Origin of the sequence: Methanocorpusculum bavaricum DSM 4179, assembly GCF_000430905.1 — an archaeon.
In the GTDB taxonomy this organism is placed as follows: domain Archaea; phylum Halobacteriota; class Methanomicrobia; order Methanomicrobiales; family Methanocorpusculaceae; genus Methanocorpusculum; species Methanocorpusculum parvum.
On the sequence record NZ_KE387268.1, the window covers coordinates 107,343 to 122,598 of the forward strand.

The following is a 15,256-nucleotide window of genomic DNA, read 5'->3' on the forward strand; positions in this document are numbered from 1 at the left end:
ATGGAATCGATCTTAGTTCTGGATTTCGGCGGCCAGTACAATCAGCTGATTGCCCGGCGGGTCAGGGAAGCCCATGTTTTCTGCGAAGTGAAGCCATGCACGATCCCTCTTTCTGAGATCAAAGAAGGGAATTATGCGGGAATCATTTTCACCGGCGGACCGGCGAGCGTGTATGCGAAGAACGCTCCGACCGTTGATGCCGGCATCTTCGATCTCGGCATCCCGATCCTCGGGATCTGTTACGGCGCACAGCTGACGGCCTATCTTCTCGGAGGAAAAGTTGCTTCCGCGACGACCCGCGAGTATGGACGAACGTCAGTTTCAACGGAAGAGTCCTCTATCTTCAAAAATGTCCCTGGAGAGACGACCTGCTGGATGAGCCACACGGATTACATCAGCGAGGTCCCGGCCGGATTTGCGAAGACTGCGCATACTGCCGTATGTCCGGTCGCCGCGATGGCAAACCCTGAGAAGAAGATCTACGCAGTTCAGTTCCATCCGGAGGTCATGCACACGCCTGAGGGCATGACGATGATCAGAAACTTCCTTTACGATGTCTGCGGATGCAAAGGGACCTGGCATATGTCCTCGTTTGTCGAGGATATGATCCTCCAGCTGCGTGAAAAGATCGGCGGCAAAAAAGTTCTGTGCGCCCTCTCAGGCGGCGTCGATTCGTCGGTTGCCGCGGTCCTGATCCACAAGGCTGTCGGCAAACAGCTGACCTGCATCTTCGTCGATCACGGCCTTCTCCGGAAGAACGAGGGGGATGAGGTCGAGGAGATCTTCCGCAAACAGTTCGACATCAATCTGATCCGCGTCAATGCCGAGGACCGGTTCCTCGGAAAACTTGCCGGCGTTTCCGACCCGGAACAGAAACGCAAGATCATCGGCGCGGAGTTCATCCGGGTCTTTGAAGAAGAAGCAAAAAAGATCGGCACAGTGGATTTCCTTGTGCAGGGAACGATCTATCCTGACGTGATCGAGTCGGGACCCGGCGCGGCCGCGGTGATCAAAAGCCATCATAATGTCGGCGGTCTGCCGGACAATGTGGATTTCAAGGAGATCATCGAGCCGCTGCGTGTCCTCTTTAAGGATGAGGTCCGCCGTGCGGGTCTCGAACTCGGCATTCCGGAGAAACTTGTCTGGCGTCAGCCGTTCCCTGGTCCGGGTCTTGCCATCCGGGTGATCGGCGATATCACGAAGGAAAAGCTGGATGTTGTGCGGGATGCGGACGCGATCTTCCGCGAGGAGGTCGCGAAGGCAGGCATCGACCGCGATATCAATCAGTATTTTGCGGCGCTGACGAACATGCGCAGTGTCGGCGTGATGGGCGATGAGCGGACATATGACTACGCGATCGTTTTGCGTGCGGTGACGACGACCGATTTCATGACCGCCGACTGGGCGCAGATCCCTTTCCCGCTGCTTGAAAAGATCTCGAGCCGGATCATCAACGAAGTGCGGCACGTGAACCGGGTCTTATACGATATCACGAGCAAACCCCCGGCAACGATCGAATACGAATAACCCTTTCTTTTTTTAATCATCCAGTCCATCTTCTCCCTCAGGTTCCAAGGCGCTTTTCTCCAGAAAAAACCCTGCATTTGCCGTATTTTCCCCCGATCAACATGCAGTTTCAATACACAGAACGACGAATACTTATCTAAATATCCAGCGAGAAAAAAAATCATGTCCACCTACAAAGAACTTGACGCAAAATATTACATGCCCTGTTTTGGACGGTCTATGCAGATCGTCAAAGGTGAAGGCTGCAATGTTTGGGACGATAACGGAAACAAATACCTCGACCTGGTCGCAGGAATCGCGGTCTGCAGCACAGGTCACTGCCACCCGCAGGTAGTGGACGCGATATGCCGCCAGGCACATGAACTGATCCACTGCTCCAATCTTTACTACATACCGGGTCAGGCCGAACTCGCAGAAAAACTGAGCAAAGCGAGCGGGATGGGAAAAGTCTTCTTCGGAAACAGCGGAGCCGAGGCGATCGATGCGGCGCTCAAACTTGCCAAAGTCCGCTCAGGACGCAAAAACTTTGTCTCCTTCAACCATGATTTCCACGGCCGGACCGTGGGTTCCCTCGCCGTCACCCACAAACCCCAGATCAGAGAGCCCTTCGAGCCGCTCGGCATCCACTGTGATTTCCCGGAGTACGGCGACCTTGAGGCCCTCAAAGCGGTCGTAAATAAAGATACCGCCGCCGTCGTCTTTGAACCTATCCAGGGAGAGACCGGCGTCATCATCCCGCCGGCAGACTTCCTGCCGGGGATCAGGGATATCTGCGACGACGCCGGCGCTTTGATGATCTGCGATGAAGTCCAGACAGGCATGGGACGGACCGGCAAATGGTTCGCATTCCAGCACTCGACCGTTCAGCCGGATATCATCAGCATTGCAAAAGGCATCGCTTCCGGCTTCCCGATGGGTGCGATCATCGCGAAAGAAGGTCTCGAGTTCACCAAAGGCGAACACGGCAGCACCTTTGCCGGCGGTCCGATCGCCTGCGCCGCAGGAAACGCCACATTCGGCATCATCGAACAGCTCCTCCCGGGAATCGCCGCAAAAGGCGAACTCTTCCGGCAGGGTCTTTCCGCATTCAACCCCAGGGTCCGGGGTCTGATGGTCGGGTTCACGCTTGGCGAATCCGCTCCAAAACTTGCCGAACTCTGTAAGGAAAAGGGTCTTCTCATCAATGTCGCCGGTGACGGAAATATCCGGATCGTTCCGCCGCTGACGATCTCGGCCGACGAAATCAGGTATGCTGTCGGAGTGATCAATGAAGCCGCGGGTCAGATCTGAGTTCATCAAATCAGGCTACGTCTTTGCCAAATCCCCGGCGGAGATCGCAAAGGAGTACGGATTTTTGGAAGTTGCCATGCTCGGGAGCAATGAAAACCCCTCCCCTCCTTCAGACAAGGTCCTCCGGGCAGCTGCAGGCGAACTTTCCGGCGTGAACAGATACCCGGATCCAAAAGCCGCCGAGTTTCATGCGGCGCTGCGGAAATATATCTGCGATGCGCCGGTCGTGACCTCCGGCCTTGGTATGGACGGTGTCATCGAGACCGTTATCCGGACCCTTATTGAGCCGGGAGACAAAGTCGTCATCTCCACACCGACGTTTTCCATGTACGGTCTTGCGGCAAAAGCAGCCTCGGCCTGCGTTGTCAACGTCTCCAGAAATCCTGATTTCACGGTCGATATCGCATCCTTCCTTCATGAAGCGAAGGACGCAGCGCTCTCCTTCCTCTGCACGCCGAATAACCCCACCGGAACCGTGACCCCGGTCAAAGACATCGAATACATCCTTGACAAAATCGACGGTGTTCTTTTCCTGGACTGTGCATACGTCGAGTTTTCCGATACAGATTATCTGCCGCTGCTCTCATCCCATGACAACCTCATCATCGGGCGGACAATGTCGAAGGTGTATGGTCTTGCGGGTCTTCGGATCGGCTATGCCTTCGTTCCTGCATGGCTGGAAGCTCCCTATGCCGTCGCCGCGACCCCGTTCACGCTGAACCGGGTCTCGGAAGCCGCCGCATCAGCCGCCGTTTCAGAATCCTCCTACCGTGAATCGTTCATCGCCCATGTACGAAAATGGCGTGATATCTTCATGACAGAGATCCCTTTCCCGGTCTATTTAAGCGGCGCGAACTTTATCCTGATCGACACGGCACCAAGATCGGGTGATGGATCTGCTGATTTTCTCGCAAAGAACGGCGTTCTCGTTCGTTCCTGCACGAGTTTCCCGGGTCTTGGCGATACGTTCATCCGCGTGAGTATCGGCGCAGACTGGGAAAATGAACGGTTCCTTACTGCGGTGAAAAAATTATGATGATCGGGATAACCGGAACACCCGGATGCGGAAAGACCGCGGCCGCAAAACTTCTGCGAAAACTCGGCCATCCCGTCCTTGATCTGAAAACGACGGTCGGTCCGTTCGTTCTGGAACATGACGACGCATCAGGTTCGGATGTCGTGGATGTGGATGCGTGGGCAGATGCGTTTCCCTACACCGAAGGGTTCGTGGAAGGCACGTTCGCCCATTATCTTCCCTGCGATAAGATCGTGATCCTTCGATGCCGGCCGGATGTTCTCAGGGAACGTCTTGCCCCCCGCGGCTATTCCGAAGAAAAGATCCGTGAAAACGCGGAGGCAGAGGCTTTGGACGTCATTTTGATCGAAACCGTTGATTCCTTTGCATCGGAACAGATTTATGAGATCGACACTACAAGTACAGACAGTGAATCTGTGGTCAGGAGTATCCTGTCTTTTGCGAAGGGGGAATCTCCCGCATCGTTTGGATCGCTTGACTGGTCAGAGTATATAACAGATGTAATATGAGTTTAGAATCACTTCGTCCAAAGATCCAGTGGGTGCTGACCCCGATCGCCCGTGCGTTTTCGAAACTGCCGGTAACGCCGAATATGTGGAGCGTGGTCTCGCTGATCTGTGCGTTTATCGCCGGCGTCTTTTTCGCTTTCGGACAGCCGTTTTTCGGCGTGCTGTTTGTTGTGCTGAACTCGTTTCTGGATGTTCTGGACGGAGCGCTCGCCCGGTATATTGGCCTCGCAAGCCCTATCGGTGATTATCTGGATCATGTCTTCGACCGGTATGCGGACCTGTTCATCGTTACCGGTATCATCATCTACGGGGTCCAGACCTGGCAGGCGCCGGTTCCCGCCTGGGTGATCGGTCTGTTTGCCCTCACCGGGGTCCTGCTCTCCTCGTATCTCGGGACCCAGGCGCAGGCTGTCGGCCTGAAACGAAATTACGGCGGTCTCCTCGGCCGCGCCGACCGTCTGGTCCTTTTGATGGTGTTTGGTCTTGCCGAGTTCATCTACCCTGCCCCGATCCTGTTTGGTCTGCCGTTTCTTGGCTGGATGCTCGTTGTATACGGATTTTTCGGCCACATCACCGCGGTCCAGCGGTTCGTGATGTCGCTCAAAGAACTGAACGCGGGAAAAGGGCAGTAGAGCCTGACTATTCTGAATAGAGCAGTATAAAAAAGACCGCGGCCGTATTTTTCGGCCGCATACATTATTCCCTGTTTCTTACTGAACGGTTTGTGCCAGCTTCTTGTAACAGATGATCTCCAGCACACCGTTTTTCAGATGTGTCTGGGTCTGTGACGGGTCGATACCGGCAACCGGGATGACTGCTGAGTATTCCCGGTTCGCGCCGGCATTGAGCTGAAGTTTGCCGTCCTGATAGGCGATAAAGAAATCATCCTGACACTCCGGGGGGAGTTCTGTCTGGATGATCACTGTTCCCTTATCCTCAAACATCTCGATGGGGATCGTTTTATTGTGGACCTCATCGGGTGTCAGATGGATCTTACCGCCGGAAAGGACAAACTTCACGCCGACGACAGGCGGAAGTTTTCCCTCGCTTTCTCCAGAAACATGACTGATCAATATTTTATGGATGATATCCATTAATTCCCTGTATGCATCATCTGGTGTTTCCGGCATGCTGTTTCATCTCCGAGGTGAAGAGAGTTGTTCTCTTCACGCATCTGCGTTGTTAATTATCTCTTTGATTCTGCTAAAGTCTTTCTGATGAGACATCAGCAGTTCATCAAGCTCACGGAGTTTTTCGGTGAGCCCGTCGTTTTTGTATTCTGCGGTTTCCAGTAGAGAAATGCCCTTTTCGAGGGTCTTTCTCTCCTCTTCATTGAATCTGTACTGCCATGAACTCCTCTCGGCGCTGCGTCTTCCCGCCTTGTCGAGGGAGGGCCGTACCCGCTTCAACGCGGCATCGAAGTGTTTGGCGAAGATCTTCACGCTGGATACGGCAAGCGTGATCTCCGCTGCCTCGTGGCCCGCCATCACCTTGACGAACTCGCGGATCGCGACCATCTTTGCCTCGCGGACGAGCGCTTCGATGTCGGCGCCGACAAACCCTTCGGTTTTTTCGACCAGGTCCTCAAGGTCCACATCTTCAGCAAGCATCGCGCTGATGTCTTTGATGTAGACATCAAGGATCTGCTTTCGTCCTTCCCGGTCCGGCGGGGGCACGAAGATGTGCTGTTCAAGTCGTCCCGGTCTCAGGAGAGCCGGGTCGATCATGTCCGGGCGGTTGGTCGCGCCGATCACGACGACGTTTTTCAGTTCTTCGAGTCCGTCGAGTTCGGTCAGGAACTGGCTGACGACGCTTTCGGTCACGTGGGAGGAGCCTTCGTAGCTTCCTCTGCGGGGAACGATCGAGTCGATCTCGTCGAAGAAGATGATCGAAGGCGATGCGAGCCGCGCTTTTCTAAAGATCTCCCGGATGCCTTTTTCGGACTCGCCGACCCACTTCGACATCAGCTCCGGCCCTTTGACCGAGATGAAGTTGCATTCCGATTCGTTTGCAACTGCCTTGGCAAGCAGCGTTTTTCCGGTCCCGGGCGGCCCGAACATCAGGAAGCCTTTCGGTGATTTCGTGGCGAACTGTTTGTAGACCTCGCTGTATTTGAGCGGCCATTCGACCGCCTGCTGGAGTTCCTCTTTCACAGAGTCAAGACCGCCGACATCGGACCAGTGGATATCGGGCACTTCGACGAGGACCTCACGCATGGCGCTCGGCTGCACCATCTTCATGGCCGATTCAAAGTCCTCGGCGGTGACTTTCAGGTTTTCAAGCTTCTCGGCGCTGATCTCTTCGTCCGGATTCATGCCGGGAAACGCCCGGCGCAGGGCATGCATCGCGGCCTCTTTCACCATCAAGGCAAGGTCTGCTCCGACAAATCCGTGCGTGGTGTTTGCGTACTTATCCAGTTTGACGTTCTCGGAGAGCGGGACGTTTCTTGCATGGATCTGCAGGATCTCGTGCCTGCCGTCTTTGTCCGGAACGCCGATCTCGATCTCCCGGTCGAAGCGTCCTCCGCGGCGAAGCGCCGGATCGATCGAGTCGGGGAGGTTCGTTGCCGCGATCACGATGACTTTTCCGCGGCTTTTGAGGCCGTCCATCAGTGAGAGCAGCTGAGCGACCACGCGGCGTTCCACCTCGCCTTTTGACTCTTCACGCTTCGGGGCGATCGAGTCGATCTCGTCGATGAAGATGATCGACGGCGCGTTCTCCTCGGCTTTCTCAAAGATCTCACGGAGCTTCTCTTCGGAGTCACCGTAATACTTCGAGATGATCTCAGGTCCCGAGATCGTGTCGAAGTAGGCTCCCGCTTCATTTGCGACCGCCCGGGCGATCAGGGTTTTACCGGTTCCGGGAGGGCCGTAGAGAAGAACTCCCTTCGGCGGTTCGATCCCGAGCTTCTCGAATACTTCAGGATGCCTGAGCGGGTACTCGATCATCTCGCGAACGAGCGAGAGTTCGCGGCCAAGGCCGCCGATATCCTCGTAATGGATGTTACCTGCCGATTTTCCTTTCGGGGCATCCTCGCCTTTGTAGACGCCTTCTTTATAGTTGACGGTCGTTTCCGACCCGATGATCGCGACATCTCCCGGCGAGACCTCCGAGACGGCGAAGTCGACATACTCGGTGTTGTAGTTGGAGAATCCGCCCCATCCCGAGAAGAACGGATCCTCTGACTTGGTCTGGAACCCGAAGGTCATGATCTGGCCTTTCGTGATCGGCCGGCCGGCGAATTTGCTCTGGATCGTCTGTTCCAACGCCCGGCTGTCGAGACGGATGCTCTGCGAGATGGGCTGGAGCGTGATCTTTGCGGCGGTCTTTGGAACGACCTTTTCAACCGTGACCGTATCTCCGATACCGGCGCCGGCTGATCTGCGGATGTCTCCGTCTATCGCGATCCCGCCCGATCCGGATACAGAAGAACGCATGACTTTGGCGGCGCCGATGCGTTTTCCGGTGATCTTGATGAAGTCTCCGGACTCGACGCCGAGTTTTGCCATGACGTCGTTATTTATCTTCGCGTATCCGCGTCCGACGTCGTTGTATTCTGCCTCCTGTACGATCAATGAAATTTTTGTATTCTCTGTCATTTTTTATCACTTCCACGGTGGTATAACTATAGGTAACATCCATCGAATATTTAAAGTATGTGTGGGGGCAAACAAAACCCGGCCAACAGAAGATTATTTATAGGCGTGCAATACAGAAAAACACCCGGCGCGCGGAAAGGCAGGTGATAATTACCATATTTTTCGTAGTTTTGGATAGGTATATCTCAATATAGCGAGCATTACTGTAGTGATACAAATGAAAAAGAATGTACTTGCGATCCTCCTGCTCTTTGCGGTCTTTGCTCTCTTCGCTTTCCCTGCGGCAGCTGAAGACAGCCAGACCGACAAAGTGATCCTCGTCTCCGGATACGGATCATCTGCCACCTCGCCTGACAAAGTAACGATCAGCTTCGGCGTCGAGACCGAGAACCCTGATGCAGCCATCGCTCAAAGTGAAAATGCCGCACTGATGGCAAAAGTTGTTGCCGCACTCAAGAATGCCGGCATCAAAGATGCGAACATCCAGACGACCGGATACACCATCTACTCCTATGTCATCGGCGAGTATAATCCCGGCAAGTGGGCAAATGGAACCACCGTCTACAAAGTAACGAACACGGTCAGAATCATCTCCTATGATGTCGACAAGGCCGGATCTTACATCGATGCCGCAGTCGAAGCCGGAGCAAACAACGTGAACAGTCTTCAGTTCGGTCTTTCCGACGAAAAACTGATCATCGAAAGAAACGCTGCGATCATCTCTGCAGTTAAGTCGGCACGCGCCGATGCAGATTCCGTTTCCTCGGCACTTGGTCTGAAGATCTCGGGAACCGGGACCATCAACGTAGGTCAGAGCTACACGCCGGTCTCCTACTCGAATGCCGAAGTCATGATGGCAAAAGATGCCGCAGGCAGCCGTGTCCCGACCACCATCGAATCAGGCGAGATCAAAACAACGGCCACGGTTTCGATCGTCTACACCTACTAAAAATAAGAGAGATGATCTCTGCCGCCCCTTTTTTTTAAATACGTTAATTGCCGGCAAGTTCCCGGATCACCGCGACGAGGGTGTTGACCTCGCTTTCGGTGTTATAAAAGGAGATGCATGCCCGCGCCGTTCCTTTTTCTGCAGAAAGATACCGCATAAGCGGCTCTGCGCAGTGCAGACCTGATCTGATCTCGATTCCGTGCTCGTCATCCAGATGTTCCGCGATCTCGTGAGGGGCAAAACCTTCGACCGTGAAAGACACAACGCCGATACGGTTTTTCGGATCCTTGCATGAGTAAAGGGTGACCCCCGGGATCTTCGCAAGTCCGCTGATCATCAGGTCGGTGAGTTTTCGTTCGTGCGCCTCGATCTGCTCCATCCCGATGCCGGTCAGAAACTCCACCGCGGCGGCGAGCCCGATGCCTCCGGAGATGTTTGGCGTGCCGGCTTCATACTTCTGATACCCGTCCGCCGGAACATATCCGTCGTCGTTCACGCTCGCAACCATCCCGCCGCCAAGGAGGAGAGGTTCAAGGATCGGCTCTTTCATCCAGAGAACGCCGGTCCCCATCGGTCCAAACATCTTGTGACCGGAGAAGGAAAGGAAGTCCACGCCGAGCGCCTCGACATCGACGGGCATCCGCGGAACGGACTGCGCCGCGTCCACCGCGAGCAGTGCGCCGTATTTTTTACACAGCCGCGAGATCTCGGCGATCGGGGTGATCGTTCCCGTAACGTTCGAAGCATGGGTCACGGTCACGAGCCGGACCGATGCATCCATCGCTGCTTCGAATGCGGCCATGTCAAGGGTCAGGTCGTCGTTGAGTCCGACGATCCGAAGCTCCACGCCTTTCGCTTCGAGTGCCTTCCAGGGAAGAAGATTCGAGTGGTGCTCGAGGATCGTCGTTACGATCACATCTCCTTCCTTGAATGAAAGACCGCGGGCGATCATGTTGACCGCTTCGGTCGTGTTTTTCACAAACACCGTGGTTCCGGCCGATCCGTTGATGAACGCAGCGGCCTTTTCGTGGGCATGCCAGTACTTCTGGGTCGCGATCCTCGTGAGACGGTGGACCCCCCGCCCGACGTTCGCACGATAATGCCGCTCGAACTCATCCATCGCCGCAAGAACGCACTCGGGCGACCAGGTCGTCGCGCCGTTGTCGAAGTACATCAGGTCTCCCATCATCGGAAACTCGCTTCGAAGAGCTTCCCAGTCAGGTTCGGGGATCTGTTTTGGTTCGGGTTTTTCCGGAACGCGGTCCTCGACGATGTCGGTCGTTTTTCCCTCAGGCATGAGGTGGGCGACCGAGGCGGGCGTGCTTCTTCTGATCTTTTTCTCCGTCAGATCAAGGCCTGCTTCTTTGACGAGCTCCTGCATTTTCGGCGGCAGTTCCTTCCAGCGCCAGAGACCCCAGGTGACGAACTCCTGCGGAAGGCCGCGCTCCTCCGCCCATCTTGTGAGGAACTCTTCCCAGCGGTCCGCCATCTCCGGGTGGGTGACGCGAAGCGTTTCAAGCTCGGATTCGAGCATTGCCGGGCAGAGATAACAGCCGATCCGTTCATATCCGCGTTCGTAGAGCGGATTGTAGGGTAGTTCCCTGAGCCACAGATAGAAGAACACATCAAGAGCCCGCCAGGACCTGATCGGGGAGAGGTTCAGCTGCAGGGGGTTGGTCGGGTTCTGACTCAGTGCTTCGAGCGAAGCCCGGCTCCAGGACTCATACCAGCGGTTTCCCTGGATCGTCAGACACTCTCCGGTATCTGCGAGATGGACTTTGAGCGGATTGAGTTTGAGCAGTTTGCAGCACCAGCGGTGATCCTTTCCCGGCGGTCCGGCTTTTTCCACTGCCTGCCAGAAGTCGCCGGCTTTCTGAATGATCTCGACGCCTTCTGACTTCACGAAATCGATGGTTTCCGGGAACTCAAGACCGGTATCGATGAAGAACGCCTCGGTGACGCCGGCTTTTTTCGCGATGTTCCAGACGGCAGTGCTGTCTTTTCCTCCGGAAAATGAACAGTTGACCCGGGGTTTTTGCGGGGCATTCTGTCGGATCTCGCGGATCGCGTTTCGCTCCATGTTTTTGATGTGGAAGGCGTTCTTTTCGACCGCATCCTCCCATGAGGGGTTTGGTCTGGATTTTATCGGAGAGACGCTGTTGAGCTCTTTTATCCTGACCGCACCTTCTTTGAGGATGCCGGTGCCGTATTTATTTTTATAGCGGAGAATGACGACTCCGTCTGAGATCCCGGTCGTCGTGACTTTTACCTTCTTTCCGCCGAGTCTTCCTTCCGGCAGACCGACCGCCTCCTTTTCGAGATCGATGATGCCTTTGTCGGCTTTGCCGATCAGATAAGGCAGCGCCTCGGCTTCAAGGTCGAGATTGAATCTTCTCGCTACCGGGTCGAACCAGAGCCAGGCGAACCGAACGCCGTTTGCGATGATGAGATCATTCCGGTCGAGTCCTCCGGCTTTGTTCAGAACAAGGATCTTCGGGAGGGTGACGTTGTCGCCGAACCGGGTTTTTATGAGGGAGGAGATGAGGTCGTGATCGGCTTTTAAGGCAGGCCTGATATCATACGGCTGCTGAAGCGGGATCTTTATGCTGTCTGTATCACAGGCGCAGGTTTTTGCCAGCAGAGGGATGTTGCATGCAGGACACCAGTACAGGAATTTGGTGACGAAGTCGTCGCTTTCTTTGATATAGTATCCGGGCTTGAGCTCCTTTTTCGGGACTGGTTTCTTTTCGCCCCGTACACGTACTGGTTTTTCTGCTTTCTTTCTATAATGCGGTTTCTTATATTCGTGCGGCACGATGGATATCTATTGGTTTTTTACAGAGAAAAAGAACTGCCCCGGTTGAGAGGACGCATGTTTGCAAAAGCCGGGGCAGGGGGTCCGGGTCGAAAGGACGGGATGGGGGCGGTTCGTCCTCCCGCACACCCGTTTTCCCCCAGAAAGCATTCCCCAACTCTCATAAGGAATGAAGGCGCATATACTAAGGAATTCGTATGGCTATCGAGAATGGTACATATATTAAACTCAGCTACACCGGATCTGTGAACGGTGTTCCCTTCGATACAACCGACGCTGAAGTTGCAAAGACCGCCGGAATCTTCCGTGAAAATGCAATGTACGGCCCTTCGATCGTCAAAGTCGGCGCAGGCCACCTTCTTCCCGGCGTTGATGAGGATCTTGCAGGCAAAGAGATCGGCAAGGAATACACTCTTGTTGTTCCCGCAGAAAAGGCATTCGGCGAGCACAAAAAAGAGGAACTCAAAGCTATCGACAAGAAAGCTTTCGAGAAGAAACCCGAACTCTTCGAGCGTGTAAAGATCGAAGGCCGCGACGGTGTTGTTGTAAACAAAGTCGGCAGCAGATACATCGTTGACTTCAACCATCCGCTTGCAGGCCAGGATGTCGCCTACGTCTACACCATCGAAGGTGTTGTCGAGGACGGCACCGAGCAGCTCGCAGGAATGATCAAACTCCTCACCGGCCGCGATATGAAGGTCAGTGCAGAGGACAAGACCTTTGTCTCCATCGAGATCCCCGCAATGATGGCGATGTACAACCAGAACTGGCTCATGACCCAGTATATGGTTTCCCAGGAAGCATTTCTGATCTTCCCGGAGATCGAGAACGTGAAGTTCATCGAGTCCTTCCCGCGCCCGAACTACAAGGCTGAAGAAGAAAGCGCACCTGCAGAAGAGCAGGCAGCTGAATAACCCATACTCTTTTTTTCTGACGGATCCTATTATTCGTCAATGATCCGACATCCTGCACGTCTCTGGAAAGTCTCCGGCGAGAAGATCTCCTGCGGGGTCTGCGCCCGCAGATGCATGATCGCAAAAGGCGGGAGAGGATTCTGCGGCGTTCGGGAAAATATGGACGGCGTTTTGTATGCGGACTCCTATGGTCGGCTTACGGCGGCAAATCTCGACCCGATCGAAAAAAAGCCGCTGTATCATTTTCTGCCGGGGACGACGACGTTTTCCGTGAGCGGTTTCGGCTGTAATTTTACCTGTAAACACTGCCAGAATTATACGCTTTCGCAGACGACGAGTATCCCCGCCGAGTATGTGCCGCCGGAAGCGGTCGTCCAGGAAGCTGTTCTGCTTGGCGCGAAAAGCATCTCGTTTACGTATAATGAGCCGACGATCTCGTTTGAGTATGTGTATGATACGGCGAAACTCGCAAAGGAACAGGGTCTTACTTCGGCTTTTATCACGAACGGGTATCTTTCGAAAGAAGCTCTCCTCGAACTCGCTCCGTATCTTGGCGCGATCCGTATCGATCTGAAGGGGTTCACGGATGAGTTTTATAAAACGGTCTGCGGGGCACGCCTGAAGCCGGTGCTTGATACGATTCTCCTTTCAAAGGAGCTTGGCCTCCATCTGGAACTGGTGACGCTCGTTATCCCGGGGTATAATGACAGTGTTGACGAAATAGACGCGATGCTTGACTGGGTCATGACAAATCTCGGGCCGGCGGTGCCGCATCACTTCACGGCGTTCATGCCGATGTACCATATGCAGGATGTTCCAAGGACCCCGTTCTCGACGCTTGACCGGATCTACCGTCAGGCGAAGGCGCATGGTCTGTATTATCCGTATGTGGGAAATATGCCCCATGCCGAAGGCTCGAAGACGATCTGCCCGGAGTGCGGCGCGGTTTTAATTGATAGAGACGGGTTTTCGTCGGCGGCTGTCGGGATGGAGGGGGGGAAGTGCGGAGCGTGCGGGCGCAAGATCGGGGGCGTTTTTTAAGGGGACGCGGGTGTATGGGTTTGAGGAGAAAATGATTCGTGGAACACGGTTTTTCAGCTGTGTTCTGAAAAAGTAGGGTGCACGTCGGACCTGCACCCTTGTTTTTTATTTGTGCTGAGGGTGCAGGTCTCAAAAACCTGCGTGCACCCACATTATGCTATTATTTGCGTTTTTTTTTTGAAAAATAGGCTTATTTGAAGGTTTTTTGTGAGGGTGCACATTTTTCCCGAAACTCTGTATTTTGTAGTAATTAGGTGTATATTTAGGTTTTAGAAATTTTTCCCAGGGTTTTGAGAAAAATGTGCACCCTAGGGATTTGCCTCTCTCTCAGGAAGGAGTTGATTGTGTGTGGATACACGGGATATCCCACCGCGAACCGCAAATCAGAGATTTGCTCTCCGACTCAGGTCTTTGACACTCGCTTGAATAAGCCCAAATGGGCTTTGCCCATTTGAGGCGACACGCAAATCTTCGATTTGCACGCATCAGCCGAAGCAGAGCACACCGCGTAACTCCTATTGAAATAGGAGTTACGCGGTGTCATTCCCAATCCAATTTGGGAAGGGTAGTACTGGGTGTGGACACATGAGATAAAACCAACCGCGAATCGGCGCACTCGCAAACCTTCGGTTTGCTCTCCGCTTCGGGTCTTCGCCCCTCGCTTGAATCCGCCCTTCGGGCGAGAAGAATCGGATTTGCTGACCCTCACTCTCGCTCGTCGTGTCTTTCAGCCACGACCGGCTCGTCCCTTCATCGGGACCGTTCGGGCAAATCCTGTCGGTGCCCCGGCACCTCCTGAAGGAAATATTTAGGGAATTTTTTAATGAAAAAGGGGGGGGAGAAATTACTATCGGGAGCCGCTGGGGCGGCGACAGGATTTGCCCGAACGATCCCGATGAGGGATGAGCAAGACTGCACAACAGGCTTGCGAAAGTGAGGAATAGCAAATCCGATTCTTCTCGCCCGAAGGGCGGATTCAAGCGAGGGGCGAAGACCCGAAGCGGAGAGCAAACCGAAGGTTTGCGAGTGCGCCGATTCGCGGTTGGTTATTTTTATGTTTCCACACCCAAAAAACTCCTTTACGAATTAGAGTTACACAAACACCGCGTAACTCCTATTGAAAAAAAGAAAAGAAGATCCGGTTAGGTAAACTTCATCGTATTAATTTTAAGAAGCCGGGTCGCGCCGTCCGCGAAAACTCCCCTGACCGCGATATCCCGCGTCCCGGTAACGCCGGAACAGGCGTTACTGAAACGCACTTCCCCGGTTCCTGCAGTTGAGATCGGGATGCATGCGACCGAAGCAGGCAGCACGACACCTTCGATCTCCAGAGAAAGCATCACAAGATCATTGACCCGGCGTCCCTCATAGATCGTCACGATCACATCATTCCCGACCACAAACACATGCAGCAGAACATCCGGATCTTCGAGTGATTTGTCCACGACATACCCGGTTCCGACCAGCGCCGCCAGGGCGAATACCCCGACAATGAAAAGCGAAGCAATACCGAGAACACCTGCCATGACCATGCGTTTTTCTTTCTGTGTTTGTTTTTTGTATCGTAGTGCCAACT

General features: G+C 54.2%; 12 protein-coding genes. 8 read left to right on the top strand and 4 right to left on the bottom strand.

Annotated features, from left to right (window positions below; genetic code table 11):
• From guaA to H575_RS07115, 5 genes are all read left to right on the top strand, one after another.
• Positions 1-1,527 (top strand): glutamine-hydrolyzing GMP synthase, encoded by a 1,527-nt coding sequence (guaA, locus tag H575_RS07095; RefSeq protein ID WP_042700028.1) that lies wholly within the window; start codon positions 1-3, stop codon positions 1,525-1,527.
• Between the two features lie 162 nt (positions 1,528-1,689).
• Complete coding sequence (locus H575_RS07100; RefSeq protein ID WP_042700031.1) at positions 1,690-2,817, top strand: aspartate aminotransferase family protein; 1,128 nt, start codon at positions 1,690-1,692, stop codon at positions 2,815-2,817.
• The gene (locus H575_RS07105; protein ID WP_042700034.1) at positions 2,795-3,853 is read left to right on the top strand and encodes a pyridoxal phosphate-dependent aminotransferase; all 1,059 of its coding nucleotides are present in this window, start codon (positions 2,795-2,797) and stop codon (positions 3,851-3,853) included. The genes H575_RS07100 and H575_RS07105 overlap by 23 nt, the downstream gene beginning before the upstream one ends.
• The gene (locus tag H575_RS07110; RefSeq protein ID WP_042700037.1) at positions 3,850-4,362 is read left to right on the top strand and encodes an adenylate kinase family protein; all 513 of its coding nucleotides are present in this window, start codon (positions 3,850-3,852) and stop codon (positions 4,360-4,362) included. Before H575_RS07105 ends, H575_RS07110 begins: the two co-directional genes overlap by 4 nt.
• The gene (locus H575_RS07115) at positions 4,359-4,994 is read left to right on the top strand and encodes a CDP-alcohol phosphatidyltransferase family protein (RefSeq protein WP_042700038.1); all 636 of its coding nucleotides are present in this window, start codon (positions 4,359-4,361) and stop codon (positions 4,992-4,994) included. Before H575_RS07110 ends, H575_RS07115 begins: the two co-directional genes overlap by 4 nt.
• A 78-nt stretch (positions 4,995-5,072) precedes the next feature.
• Here the strand turns inward: H575_RS07115 and H575_RS07120 are convergent, their stop codons facing one another.
• Positions 5,073-5,492, bottom strand: coding sequence for a hypothetical protein (locus H575_RS07120; protein WP_143744995.1), 420 nt, complete (start codon positions 5,490-5,492; stop codon positions 5,073-5,075).
• A gap of 36 nt (positions 5,493-5,528) precedes the next feature.
• Entirely contained in the window at positions 5,529-7,961 is a 2,433-nt protein-coding gene (locus H575_RS07125; protein ID WP_042700044.1) for a CDC48 family AAA ATPase, read from the bottom strand.
• A 217-nt stretch (positions 7,962-8,178) separates the two neighbouring features.
• Here H575_RS07125 and H575_RS07130 point away from each other — a divergent pair, with 217 nt between their 5' ends.
• On the top strand, positions 8,179-8,910 hold the full coding sequence (locus H575_RS07130; protein WP_042700047.1) for an SIMPL domain-containing protein: 732 nt from the start codon (positions 8,179-8,181) through the stop codon (positions 8,908-8,910).
• A 43-nt stretch (positions 8,911-8,953) separates the two neighbouring features.
• Here H575_RS07130 and H575_RS07135 read toward each other — a convergent pair whose 3' ends face one another.
• The gene (locus tag H575_RS07135) at positions 8,954-11,725 is read right to left on the bottom strand and encodes an aminotransferase class V-fold PLP-dependent enzyme (RefSeq protein ID WP_342664216.1); all 2,772 of its coding nucleotides are present in this window, start codon (positions 11,723-11,725) and stop codon (positions 8,954-8,956) included.
• A gap of 197 nt (positions 11,726-11,922) precedes the next feature.
• Here H575_RS07135 and H575_RS07140 point away from each other — a divergent pair, with 197 nt between their 5' ends.
• A complete protein-coding gene (locus H575_RS07140) occupies positions 11,923-12,639 on the top strand; it encodes an FKBP-type peptidyl-prolyl cis-trans isomerase (RefSeq protein ID WP_042700050.1) in 717 nt (238 codons plus the stop codon).
• Positions 12,640-12,678: 39 nt separating this feature from the next.
• Entirely contained in the window at positions 12,679-13,680 is a 1,002-nt protein-coding gene (amrS, locus tag H575_RS07145; RefSeq protein WP_042700053.1) for an AmmeMemoRadiSam system radical SAM enzyme, read from the top strand.
• Positions 13,681-14,822: 1,142 nt separating this feature from the next.
• On the opposite strand, the gene H575_RS07150 is transcribed toward amrS, so the two are convergent.
• Entirely contained in the window at positions 14,823-15,254 is a 432-nt protein-coding gene (locus tag H575_RS07150) for a hypothetical protein (protein ID WP_081406704.1), read from the bottom strand.
• Positions 15,255-15,256: the final 2 nt, after the last annotated feature.

Coding starts and splice junctions, on each gene's coding strand:
- H575_RS07120 (WP_143744995.1), bottom strand. CDS start 5,492: ATGCCGGAAACACCAGATGATGCATACAGGGAATTAATGGATATCATC.
- H575_RS07130 (WP_042700047.1), top strand. CDS start 8,179: ATGAAAAAGAATGTACTTGCGATCCTCCTGCTCTTTGCGGTCTTTGCT.
- H575_RS07125 (WP_042700044.1), bottom strand. CDS start 7,961: ATGACAGAGAATACAAAAATTTCATTGATCGTACAGGAGGCAGAATAC.
- guaA (WP_042700028.1), top strand. CDS start 1: ATGGAATCGATCTTAGTTCTGGATTTCGGCGGCCAGTACAATCAGCTG.
- H575_RS07100 (WP_042700031.1), top strand. CDS start 1,690: ATGTCCACCTACAAAGAACTTGACGCAAAATATTACATGCCCTGTTTT.
- amrS (WP_042700053.1), top strand. CDS start 12,679: ATGATCCGACATCCTGCACGTCTCTGGAAAGTCTCCGGCGAGAAGATC.
- H575_RS07115 (WP_042700038.1), top strand. CDS start 4,359: ATGAGTTTAGAATCACTTCGTCCAAAGATCCAGTGGGTGCTGACCCCG.
- H575_RS07110 (WP_042700037.1), top strand. CDS start 3,850: ATGATGATCGGGATAACCGGAACACCCGGATGCGGAAAGACCGCGGCC.
- H575_RS07105 (WP_042700034.1), top strand. CDS start 2,795: ATGAAGCCGCGGGTCAGATCTGAGTTCATCAAATCAGGCTACGTCTTT.
- H575_RS07140 (WP_042700050.1), top strand. CDS start 11,923: ATGGCTATCGAGAATGGTACATATATTAAACTCAGCTACACCGGATCT.